Here is an 18,173-nt window from a genome sequence, read left to right on the forward strand (position 1 = left end):
AAAAATTTACAAATAAAATACAAAAACAAATATGTACAAAATGAAAAAACGCTGTTAGAATGACAATCGTAGAAAGAGAGGAAACACACATGAGTGGTCGTAAAGAAGAGGAATTAGAAGGTGTAACGCTTTTAGGTAATCAAGGAACAAAGTACTTGTTTGAGTATTCACCAGAAATTTTAGAGGTGTTTGATAACAAGCATCCAAATCGAGATTATTTCGTTAAATTTAATTGTCCAGAATTTACAAGCTTATGTCCGCAAACAGGACAGCCTGATTTTGCTACAATCTATATTAGCTATATACCTGATGAAAAAATGGTTGAAAGTAAGTCTTTAAAGCTTTATTTGTTTAGTTTCCGAAATCATGGTGATTTCCATGAAGATTGTATGAATATTATTATGAATGACTTAATCGAATTAATGAATCCACGTTATATTGAGGTATGGGGGAAATTTACGCCACGTGGTGGAATTTCCATTGATCCATATACAAACTATGGTCGTCCAGGCACAAAGTATGAAGAAATGGCTTCTTATCGATTAATGAATCACGATTTATATCCAGAAACGATTGATAATCGTTAATGAAAGCAGGTTGTCTTAACAACCTGTTTTCCGATGTAAACAACAACAAGGTGAGAAGGTGAAAGAATGTCACAAAGATCAGCATTAGTACTAGGAGCAAGTGGCCTTATTGGTCAAGAACTTTTACAGTTGCTTTTAGATAATCGCTCATATAGCCATGTGACAGTACTTGTTCGAAAGGCACTGCCGGTTGAACATGAAAAGCTACGTCAGCTCGAAATTGATTTTGCAGAGCTTGAAAAGTATGAGAAAGATTTTGCAGTTGATGATGTATATTGTTGTTTAGGCACAACGATGAAGAAAGCAAAAACAAAATCGAAATTTATTAAAGTGGACTATGAATTCCCACTAAAAGCAGCAAAATGTGCCGAAGCAAATCGCTGCCAAAACTTTTTAACCGTTACAGCAATTGGTGCTGATCTTCGTTCCCCTTTCTTTTACAGTAAGGTAAAAGGTCAGGTGGAAGAAGATATTGCGAGTCTGTACATTCGATCTACGCATTTCTTCCGTCCATCGCTACTATTAGGCAAACGCGATGAGTTTCGTTTGTTTGAAAAAGTAGGGGAATACACTCTTAAGTCTTGCTCATTCTGCCTAATTGGTAAATGGAAGAAATATCGACCAATTAAAGCTTACAATGTTGCAAAAGCAATGATGAAAGCGGCTATGGAAGATAAAGCAGGGGTTCATATCCATGAAAGTCAAGATATTTTCACAGGAGAATGTTATTACTCATTTACAAATGGTAAAAAAGTGATTGCAAAGTAAAAGCCTCGAATTTAGAGGCTTTTTTTCTTTTTTTAGAGGAAGCTATTTTTCTTTCCTTAAGGAAACTTTTTTAGTTGTGTGAATATAATAAAGTAAAAGCATGAGGAGGAAGGAAATGAAATCGGCTAAAAAAGCACAACAATATGCGTATATGTTGTACAAACTCGGTATTTTAAGTAAAGAGCAAAAGGAAAAGATTTGTAACAAATAACCACCCAGTACTTTGTACTGGGTGGTTATTTGTTACATCGCATGATTGATAATGGTGTAGTTTTTATGGTTTACAACTGTTCGCTGTTCTAAGTCTAAATCACGATAGTTAGTCATATAAGTTAGGTCAACAATTACAGAGTTCTCATTTACTTTTTCTACAATACCTTTTAAACCATTTTTAAATTCAATTACGTTTCCTACCTCTGCAATTTTCATCGCAATCGCTCCTTTATTAGATTATTTTTAGAAAATTTATAAAAGTAAATCTAGTTAACGCTTTCTATTTTCTTTTTCTCAATTTTGCCTTAAATTGGTTAATTAGTAAAGATGTTTTTTAAAAAATGTAAAAAAAGATGTTTTTTTAAGTGAATTCTTCGACAAAAGGAGGGTAATTCGATATAGTACTGACATGTAGGATTATTTAATGATTAAAACATTAGAAATAGAAGGTGTCAATTATTATGAGAAATACAGGGTTAGTATTAGAAGGTGGCGGTATGAGAGGCCTTTATACAACGGGGGTACTTGATTACTTTATGGAACAAGATTTATATTTACCTTATGTGATTGGTGTTTCGGCGGGAGCCTGTCATGCAACTTCCTATTTATCACGACAAGTAGGAAGAAGCCGTCGAGCTAATCTAGATTATATAGATGATCCACGTTATTTGTCACTGCGAAATTATTTTAAGACGCGTGAGATGTTTGGGATGGATTTTGTATTTGAAGAAATTCCAACCAGCTTACTTCCATTTGATTTTGATTCTTTTCACAAGCGAACTGAACAGCTTGTAGTAGGCACAACGGACTGCGTAACGGGAAAGCCTGTTTATTTTGACAATCATGAGGACGATTTGCTGACCATTATTCGCGCGTCAAGCTCGCTTCCATTTGTGTCAAAAGTTGTGGAGTATGGTGGTAAACAGCTGTTAGACGGGGGAATCAGCGATCCAATTCCAGTAAAAAAAGCAGAGAGTGATGGATTTAAGAAAAATATTGTGGTGTTAACACGAAATAAAGGATACCAAAAGAAAAAATCCAGTTCATCTTGGTTTACAAAGCGTTATTATCGTAAGTATCCAGGTTTAGTTAAGGCATTAGAGAACCGCTATAAGCTTTATAATGATACGCTTGCTTATATCGATGAGCAGGAGGAAGCAGGAAATATATTTGTGATTCGTCCACAGAAGCCACTGGTAGTAGGGCGAATGGAGAAAGACCGATCAAAGTTAGACGTTTTGTATAAGCAAGGATATGAAGAAGCTGCAGAACAGTATGATAAACTAAAAGAATGGTTAAAGGACTTTTCGTAGAAAGGAGTACATATAAATGAACGAAGAGGAAGTAATGAAGCAGTTAGATGCTCTCCGTGACGGCGAGATTCAAGAGCTACACGTTCGTAAAGAGGATTTTTTAGGGTTTCAACCTGTGCTTGTAAGAAGAGAGGATTTCAAGCATTTTCGCGGAGTAGCTGGTCGAGGTGGGAACTTTACGTATTATTATACCGAAACGCCTCGTAGTTAAGTTGAAACGCTAGCTTTCTTGAGCAGACGCTTATATAATGAAAGTAATGTGTAGCTATAGGAGGGATTACATGGACGATTTTCGAAAAAGTACAGCACCATTTTATTTTGCAGATTATATATGGAAAGATAAAAATGGACAGATGACATATGGGATGCTGTTAACAAACCGGCCAGCTGACGACCGGGAGTACGACCTCCATTCATTATTAGAAGAAGCGTTTGTTGAGCACAAAAAGGTTTCATTAACAACGGTTTATGATAATAGTGAACAGCTACTGTCAGGTTATGTCCTGGATTTATCAGACGATCAATCTGCGTTTACGTTTATGGACGATACAGGTGCTAAGCTAGTAATTGATTTCTATGATGTTGTAGAAATAGAGCTTGAAGATTAAAGAAGATGAAGCGTGTAAATTTGCGCTTCATCTTTTTTGTTTTGAAAGAAGAAAGAACGCATACAATGGGTTGTGATTTCTACTCCGGCTGCTCCCTTTCCGCAGGGCTCGGTCTAAGCCTAAGCCTCCTCGTAAACTTGCCGGGTCTCAGAGCATTCGCTAGTCCTGCAGGAGTCTCCCATCCTTCGTTGCAATCACAGGTTTCTTCGAGTAGTGGGAAAACTACTTATCTCTATGTATTGTTTGGGTGTGAAAGAGAGCAGAACGCGCGCAACGAGTCGTGATTCTCACTTCAGATAGTTCGCTTCAATCACAGGACTTTTAAGGAAAAGGAGAAGTCATACTCTATATCTTTTTAATTCGATTTTCTAAGAGGAAAGTTTCACATAACGAATGATGACTTTGCCTGATAGGAGTTGTTTTACTCACAATATCTTGGGGGAAAGGTGTGGCATAGAGTTCGTTTTGAATAATTGCTTTTTTCAGCAAATGTAGTTATAGAGTAGTTAAATGTGCATTTATTTCTAGAATTGAAATGATTTTGAAGTGAGTCAAAAGTCTGAAAAGGGAAATGTAAACAAGGTAATACCTACCTCCTTGCACAAAAAAATTCCTTCATTATGACAAATATATAGGATTATTGTCATAATCGTGTTTGATTCGTAATGTTATTAATCAAACTAAAAGAAATGTAAAGGAATCGTTCGGTGAAAGAGGTACTACGCTATGTTAGAGTAGTACCATACGAATTTTCAGGAGGTATTACCGCATGAAAAAGAGTTATGTTAAGTCTTTATTCATGATGCTAACTGCTATGTTTGCTCTTGGAAGCGTTCAGTCAGTCGCAGTAGCAGAAACGAAATATAAAGTCATTAAGGGAGATACCCTTGGGCAGTTAAGTAAACAATATGGTGTAACCATTGCAGATATAATGGACGAAAATAATCGTACAGACGAATGGATTTATGAAGGGGAAACGCTTCGTATTCCAGAAAAGCCAAACGGTCGAGATACTGATGGGCTAATTTCAGAGTCAAAAGTAGCTGAAGAAGAGAAAGCCGTTAAAGCGGTTGAAACGGAAGAAGTAAGCCAACCTGCTGAAGTAGAAGAAGTTAAGGCAGAAACACAGCCGGCTCCTGAAGGAATGGCCATTTCTCAAGGAGAGAAAGATTTGTTGGCACGCTTAGTAGAAGCGGAAGCAAAAGGTGAGTCGTATGAAGGAAAATTAGGTGTAGCTATCGTTGTCCTAAATCGTGTAGAGTCACAGCAGTTTCCAAACAGTGTTAACGGAGTAATTATGGAAGTGGTAGGGACTAGCTATGCGTTTTCTCCTGTTCAAAACGGCTCAATTAATAAGCCAGCATCTGATGAAGCACACCGTGCAGTGGAAGAGGCACTAATGAGAAAAGATCGCTTAAATGATTCCATTTACTTTTATAACCCTGACACAGCGACAGATGATTGGATTCGCTCTCGTCAAGTTGTAAAAACAATTGGAAATCATGTATTTGCAAAATAAAGAAAAGCCGTCGATTTGACGGCTTTTTAATTTTTGATAAAAATTTCATTTTCAGTGGAACCTTTTGACCCTGTGACCACGAGTCCGATATCTGTATCAGCTTCTAGATTTTGTACAATAGTAAAAGGAACGTTATGTTTGTTTGCTATTTGAATATATTTTGATAAAAAAGAGTAGGAAATCGTTCCGTTTAAAAAGACTTGTCCACTTTGAACGTTAGTGATGGTTGTTTCAACCTCTTTATAAACGGTTGGCTTCATTACCTGTCCCTTAGTTAGAGCAATTTCAATTCGTTCACGTAAAGCAGTGAGGAAGTATTTACGCTCAGCTTGCTTTGTTTCTTGGGTGCCATATAGTCCTCTTTCTAAATATTCTTTGATGTTTTCACTCATAATTGTCACTCCTTCTTACGTATCATTTCCCCATATTTCAATAAAATATGAGGACTTCATATAAAAATATCATCTTTTAGAACATACTTAAAGAAATCCGATAAAAAGGGTTGCTATTTTGAAAAAATTAGTGTTTAATGAACATAGAACGAAAAGGAAATGATTTCATAAAGTTAAGATTGTAAGCGATTTCAGTTCGATTTGTATAAAGTTATTTGGGGAGATGACTTTATACAATAATAGCGCGTTTTGAGGTTTATAAAGGGGAGAATAAGCCTTAAACCAATGGTCAAAAAAGGGTTTTCCATTATAAAGATGCAATCATTTTATCCTTTTCATAAAATGGGCGATGAACGCAAAATTCATCGCCTTTTTTATGTCATTTTTTACTGAGCTGTATACCCGCCGTCCATTACAATGGCTTTGGCTTGTCACTCCTTTCGCTTTATCGCTTGCTAGGAAAAGTTGCATAATCAGCAATTTCATCAACTGTTAGCAAACGCTGATGTGGAACGAGGGGGTAGATTACTTGTTCTAATACTTTCTCAAGTGAGATGTTACGTGTTTTAGCTAAGTCTTGAAGTTGGTTACGAACAAGTGGCGTATCTACATAACCAGGACAAAGCGCATTTACTGTAATGACATCCTTCTCCAGTCATAAAAAGATGGTAGTAGTATTACCTGGGGGAATTGAGATATGTATTTATTTCAATAAATGAAAATGAAGCACGCCCACAGGGCGTGCTTCATTACAGGGAAGACTAACTATTTCTAACATTGTACACTTATATATTTCAAATCTAGGGAAGTTAATTCTAAACATAACGTTTAAACTTGTCAAGGGTTATAAGTTTAAATGTTAAAAAATCCTGCTTATGCCCATGTGAACTGAATAAGGAAATATATGCAATATCGTATAACATGATTTTTAAAGAAAAGGAGTGAGCAGTGGTTCACTTCTTTTCCTGTTTTAAAGGAAAAAAGAATAAAAAAAGCGAATATCATACATGACGTCAGAAAAAGTCGAATAAGGGGGAACTTCTATGAAACACATAGTTGGTTTTTTTAATGGGATTATGCAAAGGTATTTACCAGATCCATTTTTATTTGTCATTATCCTAACATTTGCAGTGTTTGGATTTGGGCTTATCTTTACAGATAGTACCTCAATAAATCTAGTGCAGTACTGGGGAGAAGGTTTCTGGGGGTTATTAGCTTTTTCTATGCAAATGATTCTAGTATTAGTTACGGGGCACGTATTAGCAAGCAGTCCTTTATGTAAAAAAGGATTAACGCGCCTTGCTAGCTTGCCTTCGACTCCAGGACAAGCAGTGGTACTTGTATCGATTATCTCATTACTAGCAAGCTTTATAAACTGGGGATTTGGGCTGGTTGTAGGTGCGTTATTTTCAAAGGAATTAGCGAAACAAGTGAAGTATGTCGACTATCGTTTATTAATTGCGAGTGCATACAGCGGCTTTGTCATTTGGCATGGAGGACTTTCCGGTTCTGTTCCTTTAACGATTGCGACACCTGGTCATTTTGCAGAAGACATGATTGGACTTATTCCAACAAGTCAAACCATTTTTTCTACATTTAACTTAGTGATTGTAGCCGCCTTGTTTGTAGCCGTACCGATTGTGAATAGATTAATGATGCCACCAAAGGAAGAAGCATTTGTAGTAGATCCTGAGCTGTTAAAAGACTTTCAAGCAGCATCGGCTGAAGTTGAGCATATGACGCCCGCAGCACGTTTAGAGAATAGCCGAATTATTTCATTGACAATTGGGGCTGCGGGAATCGTATTTTTAGGTTATTACTTCGTGGAAAAAGGACTTTTATTAAATTTAGATATTGTCAATTTTCTGTTTCTGTTTCTGGGAATTTTATTTCATGGAACGCCTCGTAATTTTTTGAAAGCGGTAACAGAAGCTGTGAAAGGAACAAGTGGCATTATTATTCAATTTCCATTTTATGCAGGGCTGATGGGCATCATGGTATCTTCAGGGTTAGCAACTGTGATTTCAGAAGCATTTGTTTCGATTTCAACTGAAACAACGTTTGCGATGTTTGTTTTTTGGAGTGCTGGAATTGTTAACTTTTTTGTACCGTCCGGAGGAGGGCAGTGGGCAGTTCAGGCTCCGGTAGTTTTAGACGCAGCTCAAGCTTTAGATGTACCAACCGCAAAAGCTGCCATGGCAGTAGCCTGGGGAGATGCTTGGACGAATATGATTCAGCCATTTTGGGCGCTTCCTGCTCTTGCAATCGCTGGGTTAAAAGCAAAAGATATCATGGGATATTGCGTCATGATTTTGTTAGTAAGCGGCGTCATTATTTCATTAGGATTGCTTATTTTTTAATACAGCGATTAGTAAAAGATGTTATCGATAAGCATGCAAAAAATGCCGATACTATAAATGCAGTAGAAGTCGATACTGTAGAAAACGTAAAATTTCTCTTGCAACCGCCACGGATTTTGCTATAATAGCCACGGTGGCTTTTTTAGACACTGGGTGGGTGAGGGATATTGAGAAAAGAAGGAAGAAAATTTGAAAGCGTTATTAGAAAATTTGTTTCAATTGAAGCATCATAACACAACGCTTGGAAAAGAAAGCGTTGCGGGCGTTATTTCCTTTTTATCAATTGTATATATCATTGCGATTAATTCAACTATTTTATCAGATGCAGGCATCCCATTAGAAGCAGGTATTTTTGCGACGGTGGCTGTATCGGTCATTGGTTGTTTACTGATGGCGTTTTGGGCAAACGCCCCCCTTATTTTGGTTCCAGGTATGGGAATCAACGCGTTGTTTACGTATACAATGGTACAGTCAATGGGATTAACGTGGCAAGAAGGACTAGCTGCCGTATTTATATCCGGCGTTTTGTTCACTTTGCTTGCATTTTCAAGGCTATCTGCAAAGCTTGTGGCTGCGATTCCGCACTCTTTAAAAGAAGCAATTACCGTTGGAGTCGGGTTATTCTTAACATTTATTGGGCTTCAAAAAGGTGGATTGGTTATTCCAAGTGATACAACGTTTGTTGCATTAGGGAATCTATCAGATCCGTTTGTGCTTAGTACGTTGTTGACATTGATGATTACAATTGTGTTATTTATTCGAAATATACGCGGAAACTTTTTGCTCAGCATGATTGCTGGAACGCTTATTGCAATGCTGTTTGGTGTTCAAAATCAATCGAACGGCAGCACCTCTACAAGCTTTCAAGAATTTTTTGCAGGTTTCGGTGCCTTTTCGTTTACAGCGCTTGGACAAATTACGTTTTGGGCTGCAGTGTTCTCGCTAACCATGGTACTTGTATTCGAGAACATTGGATTAATTCATGGCCAATTAGGCATGATGGACCAACAGGAAAAGTTTTCAAAAGCTTTTCAAGCAAACGCTGTTTCTGCCTCTTTGGCAGGTCTTCTTGGCACGAGCCCAACTGTTGCTTCAGTTGAAGGAGCATCAGGTATTGCAGCGGGTGGAAGAACGGGACTTACGTCTTTAATTACAGGCGTGTTATTTTTAAGCTCACTGTTCTTTGTTCCATTTATTAAGCTTATTCCAGATAGTGCAATTGCACCGATTTTGATTGTTATTGGTGGTTTGATGATTCAAAATATCAAGAACATCAACCTCCAAGATCTATCAGAAGGTTTCCCAGCGTTTTTAATTATCGCTCTAATTCCGCTCACGTACAGCATTGCTGATGGTATCGCTTTTGGTTTTATTGCATACCCGCTTTTAAAGCTTGCAATCGGCAGAATGCGTGAAGTATCCGCTTTTATGTACGTAATTGCGTTGTTATTTTTCTTGAACTTTGTTTTACATTATATTGCATAAAGTTAAGCAGCTGGATTGCCAGCTGCTTTTTTATTTGAATGGATGATTCTAAACTTCTAAAAGAAGGAATAAGGTAGACAAAATTCATGCGTGGTTGCATAACTTAGGGCTTCCTATGATGATAGGATTATTTTTGATGACTGTGCTTAATACGTAAAGCATGACGCTTATTATAGCAGTAGAAGCTACTTTAACAACAGTTGGGATTTTACTGTTTGTTTATCATGTTTTGGCGCATTTAAAGTCGGAATAGAAGCAAAATATGTCGGCAATTAAAGGGAAAGAGATAAAGGGAAACGCAGTTATTTTATCGAATATCTAATAGTAAAATAACATAAGAAAAGCGTTTTTTATTTATCAAAAGCAGACTAGGCCTAATAAAAGGGGGATCTCAGCCGTAAGAAGTCTAGTTACTTATTACGCCTAAAGAGTGGGGTATAAGTTTCTTACTGCGGAAATACTATGAATGAACAGCAGCAGTTTGTACGTGTGAGGGAGTTAGCAAATGAGATTATTCGTTTTAAGCTTCAAGATCGTGCGGTCTATAACGAAGTTGAGCTGCGCAATAGCGTCGAGTTATTAGCTCGCTCCATTGTAGATTTGGCAAATGTTCATTTAAAAGAAGATGCTGACCCAGAAACATCTCTTAAAGCAACAGTGTGTAAGGTGAAGATGGTGTATAACCATATGAATCAAAAAGCAAAACAGCAAGGTCTTGAAGGGGCATATCAAGAAATTCAGGATTTAAAATCGTATGCAGAGAATGAATATGAACAGAAGAATCTTTTAGGATAAGCGATTCAACTAACTCCTTCCTTTGTACAAAAAGAAAGGAGAAGGTAAATTTGTGATCTTTAACAATGCCAGAAACCATTGTAGCATCATTATTAGCGCTATTTGTAATGGGAATTTCCATTCTGTTTTTTATGACGCTGATCTTAACGATTGTTAGGAGAGAACGTATTCAGGCTCTTGTAAAAGCAGGCAAGACAGATAATGGTGCTCAGCACAGCCTAGGAGAATACCTCCGGGCAGTTTGGAAGAGACATTAAAAAAGTGCGAGGCAGACGCTTCGCACTTTTTCTTATTTAGTAGGGATGCTATTATTTCGTGCTAAAACAATTTCCGCTGCTTCACTGACGGATGAAACAACAGCAGAAGCGTGTTTTTTCACTTCTTCAGGAGCTGTGGCCATCGCAAAGCTATTCGGCGTTAAGTGAAACATTGGAATATCATTAAAGGAATCACCCACGCATGCTACTTCTTCAGGTTGTAAACCTAAATGATCTAGTAAGATTTGAATAGCATTTCCTTTGCTGATGTGCTTTGGCATGATATCCAAACAGTTTTTGGCAGAAATGTAGGCATCAATTTGCTCTTTAAACTGATGTGTTAAATCAGCTTGAAGAGCTACCAATTCGGAGTGGTCTCCAAGGATTGTAATTTTAGATGGCGAGAGGTTTAATCCAAAAGAGTCGAGCATATTTTCCTGCTCCTCAATTGGGAAAAACATATGCTTTTCAATTTCATTAATGACGTCGGTTTTCGTTTCTACATAGTTCGTATCGTTTGAACAAACTAAGACGACGTGGTTAGGATTTAGCGTTTGTTTGTATAGGCTGGAAGCTAACTCACTTTCAAATACCTTAGCGTGTAGTGAATGATTATCTCTTGTCCAAACAAACGCACCATTTTGACTAATTCGATGAAAATTATTTTGAATATCAGACGAAATTTTTAGAATTTCACTATCCATTCGTCCTGATGCTAAACAAACATCAATATTGCTTTCTTGAAGCTTTACTAACGCTTCAATATTATGTGTTTCAACATATTTTTCCTGATGAAGCAACGTACCGTCAAGGTCGCTGACAAATAGTTTGATCAACTTAAAAAAGCTCCTTTCAATGAACCGGTCATATTCTTATAAATAGTAGTATACATGCGTATTTATTGTATCAAGAAAACGCTTGTATTTCATATAAAAAGGCTTCCTCGAATCGGAAGCCTTTTTATCATGCTACTTGTGTATTAATGTTTCGATTAGTATAAGTGCGAATCTGTTTAATATACCAACCGCCTACGAATAAAGTAAGAACTGTACCAATACCCATTGATAAACCATAATCTAACCCTAAACCTTCTGGAGCATAGAAGATATAGCAACAAACTACCGCCGTCATAAACATAGATGGAATTCCGCAAATCCAATGGTTTTTAGCATGTTGAAGCAAGTAAATGGTAGCTGTCCATAGCATGACAGTGGCAACGACTTGATTGGTCCAGCCAACGTATCTCCAAAGGAATGAATAATCAATTGTTGATAGATAAAAAGCTGGAACCGCAACGGATAATGTATAAATAAACGTTGCTTTTTTATTTCCTTTTTCTTCTTTATGGTTCTTACTAACAAGATCCTCTAAAATCATACGAGATGAACGTAATGCCGTATCCCCAGTTGTAATTGGTAGAATGATAACACCTAAAATAGCGAGAATGCCTCCTAATGTTCCAAGCCACGATGTTGAGATTTCATTTACTACCGCAGATGGTCCACCAGCAGCAAGTGCTTCTTGAAGGCCACCTGTTCCGTTGAAGAATGTCATTGCAGCTGCTGCCCAAATTAAGGTGATAACTCCTTCTCCAATCATCGCGCCGAAAAATACTTTGCGTCCGTCTTTTTCATTTTTTAGTGTACGAGCAACAATTGGACTTTGCGTACAGTGAAAGCCCGAAATAGCACCACATGAGATAGTTACCATTAATAGAGGCCAAATCGGCAGCTCTTGTGGATGAAGGTTTTCTAATGTTAAATTTGGTACAGATTCTTTTGAAATGAAAATAAGTGCAAATGCAATTGAGACAGCCATGAAAATCAATACTGCACCGAATAAAGGATAAATTCTTCCAATAATTTTATTAACGGGTAGGACCGTCGCTAAAATAAAGTAAGCAAAAATAATAATTAGCGATACGATAAAAGGTAAAGATGTAACGCTTGTAATTAACTGAGCTGGACCAGCTGTGAAAGCTGCCGCTACTAAAATCATAAGCACAAGAGAAACGACATTGATGATCTTTCTCATATTTGCTCCAAGATATTTACCAACTAGCGCTGGGTACTGTGCTCCACCATGGCGAAGAGATAGCATACCAGAGAAGTAATCATGTACAGCTCCTGCAAAGATACAGCCGATGACAATCCAGATGAACGCTACCGGTCCGTATAAAGCGCCCATAACGGCTCCGAAGATGGGGCCAAGACCTGCGATGTTTAAGAGTTGAATTAATGAACCTTTCCACCATTTCATCGGAACGTAGTCTAATGAATCAAACTTTTCATACGCTGGTGTTTGTTTGTTTGGATCTATAACGAAAATTCGCTCAACCACTTTTGAGTAAATGGCATATCCCCCGATTAAAAGGGCAATAGAAGCGAAAAAAGTAACCATGTGAACATCCTCCTAAAAAACAAAAGTTTTAATTGTTTGAAAATTTAATATTCTTATCCTAACAAATGTCAGAGGAGGTGACAAGGTATTTTTTTAGAAAAGTTAATTTTTTTAGTTTTTTAATGTTTGAATAGGAAAAATCCACCGTTAGATAACGATGGATTTTTCTTTATTTATTATAGGACGTTAAAATATTTAGCTTCTGGATGAGCGAACACAAGAGCGGTAACGGAAGCCTCAGGCTCCATCATAAAGCCGTCCGTAAGTTGAATACCTATATCTTCAGGCTCAATCAACTTAAATAGCTTGGCTTGATCTTCTAAGTCTGGACATGCCGGGTAGCCAAAAGAGAAGCGTTGTCCTTGATACTTAGCTGAAAATCTTTCTGCCATAGTAAAATCTGGAGAGTCAGGGAAGCCCCAACGGTCTCGAATTTGTTGATGAACACGTTCTGCCAAGCCTTCTGCTAGTTCAAGTGCTAGCGCTTGGAAAACGTGACTCTTTAGAAACTCACCGTTTTCTTTAAACTGAGCGGCACGTTCGCGGATTCCTGTACCGGCTGTAACTGAGAAGAAGCAGACATAATCCATTTCTTTCTCAACAGGCTTGGCAAAATCAGATAAGCACAAGAACTGTCCTTTCTCTTGACGCGGGAACGTGAAGCGCTCAATTTCTGTCTTCTGGTCAGAAGGGTCATAGATAATTAAATCATTTCCATCTGACTGCGCAGGGAAGAATTGATAGATAACAGCTGGCTTAATTAAGTTTTCCTTTAGAGCTAATTCCAGCAATTCATCTACCGTTTCTTTTAATTGAACGGCTCGTTCATCTTTTTCAGCAAGTAATTTATTAACTTTACCTTTAAGTCCCAGATGATGGCCTAAAAGCATTTGCCAGTTAATGTAGGGTAAAACTTGCGCCAAATCGTAATGCTTCACAACGTGACGTTTTAAATCAGATGGAATAAACACCGGAGCATCCGTTGATACAGCAGACCGTTGTAACACGGCTGTTGCAGTTGTGTTTTCCTGATGTTTTCGCTCTTTAAACGTGACTTTCTTTTCTTGACGAACTTTTAAATCTTCAAGAAGCTGTGTAATCTCTTCTTTGTCCTGAAGTTTATTGGCAAGCGATAAGCCATCCATTGCGTCTTTAGCATATAGAACAGCACCTTCGTATTCAGGTGCAATTTTAAAATCAGTAAACTTACGAGATAGCGCAGCGCCTCCTACCATAATAGGCACGTTGATCTTAGATTGCGTAAGATCCTGAGCTGTTAATACCATCTGCTGAGCTGATTTTACTAGTAGGCCGGATAAGCCAATGATATCAGGCTTTTCCTTTTGCACAGCTTCAATGAGCTGTTGAGGCGTTACTTTAATTCCTAAATCGATCACTTTAAATCCGTTGTTGCTTAAAATAATGTCGACTAAATTTTTACCGATATCATGTACATCACCTTTAACTGTAGCTAAAATCACTTTCCCTTTACCAGAATCGTTTTCTGACGCTTCCATATGCGGCTCTAAAAAGGCAACGGATGCTTTCATGACTTCAGCACTTTGGAGAACTTCGGCGACGATTAGCTGGTTATCATTAAACAACCGCCCAACCTCTGCCATTCCATTCATTAATGGACCGTTAATAATATCCAATGGGTCATCATATTTAGCAAGCGCTTCTTGCAGATCCGGGAGCAGTCCTTCTTTTGTTCCTTCTACAATATACATAGCTAAACGTTCTTCAAGGTTTAAATTCGATACTTCGATTTTTGACTCTTTCTTTTTATCACGATAAAAGTCTGTAAACGAGCTTAACGTTTCATCGTTAGTAGTAAACAGTAACGCGTCTGCTAGCTTAATTTCTGCTTCAGGGATGGACGCATAGCGCTCTAACTTTTCAGTATTTACAATGGCATAGTCAAGACCAGCTTGCGTACAGTGATAGAGGTATACAGCGTTTAGCACTTCACGCCCAACAGGCGGTAAGCCAAACGATACGTTACTGACGCCGAGAATTGTTTGACAGTCAGGCAATGCTTCTTTAATCATTTTAATTCCTTTTACCGTTTCTTCCGCAGAGCCAATATACTGTTCGTCACCTGTACCAACAGGGAAAACAAGCGGATCAAAAATAATATCTTTAGGGTTGAATCCATGTTTTTGAACCAGTAAATCGTGTGAGCGCTTCGCAATTTCAAGCTTTCGCTCAGCGGTAACCGCCATACCTTCTTCATCAATTGTACCAACCACAAGAGCAGCACCGAATTTTTTTACAAGCGGTAAGATGGCATCGAACCGCTCTTCGCCATCTTCTAAGTTAATGGAGTTAATAATTGCTTTACCCTGTGAGTAGGTGAGGGCACGTTCAATTACGGCTTCGTCCGTTGAATCAATAACAAGAGGGACTTTGACTTTTTTCACAACCTCTTGGATAAACAGTTCCATGTCTTCAATTTCATCGCGATCGGGATCGGCTAAGCAAATATCAATAACATGTGCACCATTTTTTACTTGAGCGCGCGCGATTTCAGAAGCTTCTTCAATCTTTCCTTCTGCAATAAGGCGCTTAAATTTACGTGAGCCGATAACGTTGGTACGTTCACCTACAAACAAAGGGCGCATGGAGTCATCGTAAATTAATGACTCAATTCCAGAAACAGCATGGTTATGCTCAGGTCGATTTAATGGACGAGGAGAGACGTCTTTCACAGCTTCAGCCAACGCCTTAATGTGAGCAGGCGTAGTACCGCAACAGCCACCAACAAAATTCAACCAACCTTTGTCCGCAAAGCTTTTAATTTTTTGAGCAAGAAGTTCAGGTGATTCATGGTAGTTACCTTCTTCATCTGGAAGGCCAGCATTTGGGTAACAGCTAACAGCAGACGTTGCTAATTCAGATAAAGAGCGAATATGATCCGTCATAAACTCAGGGCCAGTAGCACAATTTAAGCCAACAGATAGAGGCTTGATATGCTCTAATGATAGATAGAAAGATTCAATATCTTGGCCCGCCAGCGTCGTTCCCATCGGTTCGATTGTTCCTGAAATCATAATAGGAAGCTCTTTGCCCGATGCTTCAAATGCAGCTATAATTCCTAAAAAAGCAGCTTTTACGTTTAGCATATCTTGACACGTCTCCACCAGAAGGAGGTCAACGCCACCGTCTAATAATCCACGAACTTGTTCTTCGTACGACTCGACCAATTCTTGAAAGGTAACTCCGCCCGTTACCGACAATGTTTTTGTTGTAGGACCAATAGCTCCGGCTACAAACCTTGGCCACTCAGGCGTTGAAAACTTATCTCGTGCTGCCACCGCTAGCTTTACAGCTTCGATGTTTAGCTCGTAGGCAAGGTGACCTAAATCGTACTCATCTAATACAATGGAAGTAGAGCCAAACGTATTGGTTTCAATAATATCAGCACCTGCAGCGAAATATTCTTCGTGAATACGCTGAATAACGTGAGGAGCTGTTAGGGTTAAATACTCATTACAACCATCGTACTCTTCGCCACCAAAATCAGCAGCTGTTAAATTTGCGTCTTGAATCATGGTTCCCATTGCACCATCAATAATTAATATTCGCTTTTGTAATTGTTCTTGAATTAATGAGGTCATTTAGTTCTTCCTTTCTGTCGTTACAAGCTGTTTATCGTTGATATAACGAGTTAAAATCTCGGTCATTTCGTAGCGCAAAAACGGTGTAATCAAATAGATACCATTAAATAATTCATAGGCAGTATCGATTAAGTCTTTTGCAATTGCTAATCCTTCAACTTCACCTTTAATTCGATCTTCTCCAGTAGCATCCATGCGTGCTAAAATATCTTCCGACAATTTAATTCCGGGTACTTCATGATGAATGAAGCGAGCGTTACGAGCACTTGTTAGTGGCATGATGCCGATATAAATTGGAGCATCTAAATGTTTCGTTGCTTCGTACACTTCTTCAATTTGTTTTGTTGAGTATAGCGGCTGTGTAATAAAATAGTGAGCACCGCATGAAATTTTCTTTTCAAGTCTGACAACTGCACGGTCTAAATGTCGAACGTTTGGGTTAAATGCCGCTGCGATTGAAAAATTGGTTTTTTGTCCAAGTGGCTTTCCTGAATAGGATAATCCTTCATTAAATTGAGCAATTAAGCTAATTAAATCGAATGAAGAGACATCATAAACGGACGTAGCTCCAGGGAAATCTCCAATCTTTGATGGATCTCCTGTAATGGCTAATACTTGGTTAATGCCAAGTGTATGAAGTCCCATTAAATGGGATTGAAGTCCGATTAAGTTACGGTCACGACACGTAATATGAACAAGCGGTCGAGCATCCGTTTGCTGCTGCATAAGCGATGCCATTGCTAAGTTGCTTACTCGAGGTGATGCCAGAGAATTATCTGCAAGGGTAACCGCATCAACACCAGCCTTATGAAGAGCTTTTGCACCATCTAAAAATTTTGTTGGTCCGAGCTGTTTTGGTGGATCAAGCTCAACGATAATTGAACGCCTTTCTTTCACAAGATCATGGAGGTGTGGTTCCTTTGTTTGTTCTTGTTCTTTGATTTCTACAACTGGTCTAATCTTTACTTTCTTTTGCGTAATAGGCTTTTCATGCTTCAATGCTTGTGACATCGCTTGAACATGAGCGGGCGTAGTACCGCAGCATCCACCTACTAAACGAACGCCTTGATTGCGAAAAGCTTTGGCGCTTTCAACGAAATAATCTTGATTTGTAGCGTACTCCACTTTTCCTTCTACATAAGCTGGTAAGCTTGCATTTGGATAAGCTGATAAGAAAGCACGATCTAAAAGCGGAACTTCTTCAAGCGATTGAATCATATGAGAAGGGCCTAAACGACAGTTCAGACCGACAACATCTGCACCTAAAGATTCTAACTCTTGAAACGCATCATAAAGGGATGTTCCATTTTGTAATACGCCAATATCATGGAGTGAAACATGCGTAATGATTGGTTTTGATGTCTCTTTTCTAGCCAAGGACAACACCGTTTTTAATTCTTCAAAATCGTAGTATGTTTCAAATAGCAAGCCGTCAACGCCTTCATTTAACAGCCAAAATAGCTGCTCGCGAATGCTTCGCTTTACTTCTTCTGTTGAGATGGCATTTTTTTGAAATGAGCGAATGCCTCCTAGTGTACCGACCACGTATGCATCTTTCTTAGCAGCTTGCTTTGCAATTCTGACGGCTGAAATGTTAATATCTTTGACAGCATCTTCTAAACCATATCGTGCAAGCTTTTGATAATTGGCAGCATATGTATTGGTTTGAATGACATCTGCACCTGCTTCTACATATGCACGATGAATGCGCTGAATCTCTTCTTTTTTTGTGATGTTTAGCTCTTCAAAGCAGCTATCAATTCCATGTGAATACAGAAGGGTACCAGTTGCACCATCTCCTATTAAAATGCGTGATTGTAAATCTTCAAGTAACCCCATTTGAAAACCTCCTTAAA

At 38.4% G+C, this 18,173-nt stretch carries 16 protein-coding genes and 1 pseudogene; 10 read left to right on the forward strand and 7 right to left on the reverse strand.

What is annotated here, in order from left to right; genetic code table 11:
* The first annotated feature begins 89 nt into the window (after window positions 1-89).
* Window positions 90-587: a preQ(1) synthase gene (gene queF, locus MKZ18_RS06935; protein ID WP_061786159.1), complete on the forward strand. Its 498-nt coding sequence runs from the start codon at window positions 90-92 to the stop codon at window positions 585-587.
* Window positions 588-653: 66 nt separating this feature from the next.
* Window positions 654-1,355, forward strand: coding sequence for an oxidoreductase (locus MKZ18_RS06940; RefSeq protein WP_025908420.1), 702 nt, complete (start codon window positions 654-656; stop codon window positions 1,353-1,355).
* Window positions 1,356-1,598: 243 nt separating this feature from the next.
* Here the strand turns inward: MKZ18_RS06940 and MKZ18_RS06945 are convergent, their stop codons facing one another.
* On the reverse strand, window positions 1,599-1,784 hold the full coding sequence (locus tag MKZ18_RS06945) for a YkvS family protein (RefSeq protein WP_025908421.1): 186 nt from the start codon (window positions 1,782-1,784) through the stop codon (window positions 1,599-1,601).
* Window positions 1,785-2,026: 242 nt separating this feature from the next.
* On the opposite strand from MKZ18_RS06945, the gene MKZ18_RS06950 reads away from it, so the two are divergent.
* The 4 genes from MKZ18_RS06950 to MKZ18_RS06965 all read left to right on the forward strand — a co-directional run bounded on the left by MKZ18_RS06950 (window position 2,027) and on the right by MKZ18_RS06965 (window position 5,008).
* Window positions 2,027-2,881: a patatin-like phospholipase family protein gene (locus MKZ18_RS06950; protein WP_061786161.1), complete on the forward strand. Its 855-nt coding sequence runs from the start codon at window positions 2,027-2,029 to the stop codon at window positions 2,879-2,881.
* Window positions 2,882-2,897: 16 nt separating this feature from the next.
* A complete protein-coding gene (locus tag MKZ18_RS06955; RefSeq protein ID WP_025908423.1) occupies window positions 2,898-3,092 on the forward strand; it encodes a hypothetical protein in 195 nt (64 codons plus the stop codon).
* 70 nt (window positions 3,093-3,162) lie between these two features.
* Window positions 3,163-3,489: a hypothetical protein gene (locus MKZ18_RS06960; protein WP_061786160.1), complete on the forward strand. Its 327-nt coding sequence runs from the start codon at window positions 3,163-3,165 to the stop codon at window positions 3,487-3,489.
* 769 nt (window positions 3,490-4,258) lie between these two features.
* Window positions 4,259-5,008, forward strand: a complete 750-nt coding sequence (locus MKZ18_RS06965) for a cell wall hydrolase (RefSeq protein ID WP_025908425.1) — start codon at window positions 4,259-4,261, stop codon at window positions 5,006-5,008.
* A gap of 26 nt (window positions 5,009-5,034) precedes the next feature.
* On the opposite strand, the gene MKZ18_RS06970 is transcribed toward MKZ18_RS06965, so the two are convergent.
* Entirely contained in the window at window positions 5,035-5,400 is a 366-nt protein-coding gene (locus MKZ18_RS06970) for a YueI family protein (protein WP_340842651.1), read from the reverse strand.
* A 386-nt stretch (window positions 5,401-5,786) separates the two neighbouring features.
* Window positions 5,787-6,040, reverse strand: a pseudogene (locus MKZ18_RS06975) (SDR family oxidoreductase); the annotation flags it as partial.
* A gap of 403 nt (window positions 6,041-6,443) precedes the next feature.
* Here MKZ18_RS06975 and MKZ18_RS06980 point away from each other — a divergent pair.
* From MKZ18_RS06980 to MKZ18_RS06995, 4 genes are all read left to right on the forward strand, one after another.
* Entirely contained in the window at window positions 6,444-7,760 is a 1,317-nt protein-coding gene (locus tag MKZ18_RS06980; protein ID WP_283880724.1) for a short-chain fatty acid transporter, read from the forward strand.
* Window positions 7,761-7,949: 189 nt separating this feature from the next.
* Window positions 7,950-9,245 (forward strand): NCS2 family permease, encoded by a 1,296-nt coding sequence (locus tag MKZ18_RS06985; RefSeq protein WP_340842649.1) that lies wholly within the window; start codon window positions 7,950-7,952, stop codon window positions 9,243-9,245.
* Window positions 9,246-9,707: 462 nt separating this feature from the next.
* Window positions 9,708-10,040, forward strand: a complete 333-nt coding sequence (locus MKZ18_RS06990; RefSeq protein ID WP_076513049.1) for a hypothetical protein — start codon at window positions 9,708-9,710, stop codon at window positions 10,038-10,040.
* A gap of 65 nt (window positions 10,041-10,105) precedes the next feature.
* Window positions 10,106-10,297 (forward strand): hypothetical protein, encoded by a 192-nt coding sequence (locus tag MKZ18_RS06995; RefSeq protein WP_076513104.1) that lies wholly within the window; start codon window positions 10,106-10,108, stop codon window positions 10,295-10,297.
* Between the two features lie 32 nt (window positions 10,298-10,329).
* On the opposite strand, the gene MKZ18_RS07000 is transcribed toward MKZ18_RS06995, so the two are convergent.
* From MKZ18_RS07000 to MKZ18_RS07015, 4 genes are all read right to left on the reverse strand, one after another.
* Window positions 10,330-11,133 carry a Cof-type HAD-IIB family hydrolase gene (locus MKZ18_RS07000; protein ID WP_025909174.1) on the reverse strand — a complete coding sequence of 268 codons (804 nt, stop codon included), beginning with the start codon at window positions 11,131-11,133 and terminating at the stop codon, window positions 10,330-10,332.
* 127 nt (window positions 11,134-11,260) lie between these two features.
* On the reverse strand, window positions 11,261-12,697 hold the full coding sequence (locus MKZ18_RS07005) for a carbon starvation CstA family protein (RefSeq protein WP_138117201.1): 1,437 nt from the start codon (window positions 12,695-12,697) through the stop codon (window positions 11,261-11,263).
* A 176-nt stretch (window positions 12,698-12,873) separates the two neighbouring features.
* Window positions 12,874-16,317, reverse strand: a complete 3,444-nt coding sequence (metH, locus tag MKZ18_RS07010; protein WP_340842648.1) for a methionine synthase — start codon at window positions 16,315-16,317, stop codon at window positions 12,874-12,876.
* Window positions 16,318-18,156 (reverse strand): bifunctional homocysteine S-methyltransferase/methylenetetrahydrofolate reductase, encoded by a 1,839-nt coding sequence (locus MKZ18_RS07015; protein WP_119542958.1) that lies wholly within the window; start codon window positions 18,154-18,156, stop codon window positions 16,318-16,320. It abuts the gene before it with no gap.
* Window positions 18,157-18,173 lie beyond the last annotated feature (17 nt).

This window comes from Priestia sp. FSL W8-0001 (assembly GCF_038050335.1).
GTDB lineage: Bacteria > Bacillota > Bacilli > Bacillales > Bacillaceae_H > Priestia > Priestia flexa.

Excerpts from the sequence above, each read along its gene's own strand:
- MKZ18_RS06960 (WP_061786160.1), top strand. The coding sequence starts at position 3,163 with ATGGACGATTTTCGAAAAAGTACAGCACCATTTTATTTTGCAGATTAT.
- MKZ18_RS06990 (WP_076513049.1), top strand. The coding sequence starts at position 9,708 with ATGAATGAACAGCAGCAGTTTGTACGTGTGAGGGAGTTAGCAAATGAG.
- MKZ18_RS07015 (WP_119542958.1), bottom strand. The coding sequence starts at position 18,156 with ATGGGGTTACTTGAAGATTTACAATCACGCATTTTAATAGGAGATGGT.
- MKZ18_RS06940 (WP_025908420.1), top strand. The coding sequence starts at position 654 with ATGTCACAAAGATCAGCATTAGTACTAGGAGCAAGTGGCCTTATTGGT.
- MKZ18_RS06955 (WP_025908423.1), top strand. The coding sequence starts at position 2,898 with ATGAACGAAGAGGAAGTAATGAAGCAGTTAGATGCTCTCCGTGACGGC.
- MKZ18_RS06965 (WP_025908425.1), top strand. The coding sequence starts at position 4,259 with ATGAAAAAGAGTTATGTTAAGTCTTTATTCATGATGCTAACTGCTATG.
- metH (WP_340842648.1), bottom strand. The coding sequence starts at position 16,317 with ATGACCTCATTAATTCAAGAACAATTACAAAAGCGAATATTAATTATT.
- queF (WP_061786159.1), top strand. The coding sequence starts at position 90 with ATGAGTGGTCGTAAAGAAGAGGAATTAGAAGGTGTAACGCTTTTAGGT.
- MKZ18_RS06945 (WP_025908421.1), bottom strand. The coding sequence starts at position 1,784 with ATGAAAATTGCAGAGGTAGGAAACGTAATTGAATTTAAAAATGGTTTA.
- MKZ18_RS06980 (WP_283880724.1), top strand. The coding sequence starts at position 6,444 with ATGAAACACATAGTTGGTTTTTTTAATGGGATTATGCAAAGGTATTTA.
- MKZ18_RS06995 (WP_076513104.1), top strand. The coding sequence starts at position 10,106 with ATGCCAGAAACCATTGTAGCATCATTATTAGCGCTATTTGTAATGGGA.
- MKZ18_RS06970 (WP_340842651.1), bottom strand. The coding sequence starts at position 5,400 with ATGAGTGAAAACATCAAAGAATATTTAGAAAGAGGACTATATGGCACC.
- MKZ18_RS07005 (WP_138117201.1), bottom strand. The coding sequence starts at position 12,697 with ATGGTTACTTTTTTCGCTTCTATTGCCCTTTTAATCGGGGGATATGCC.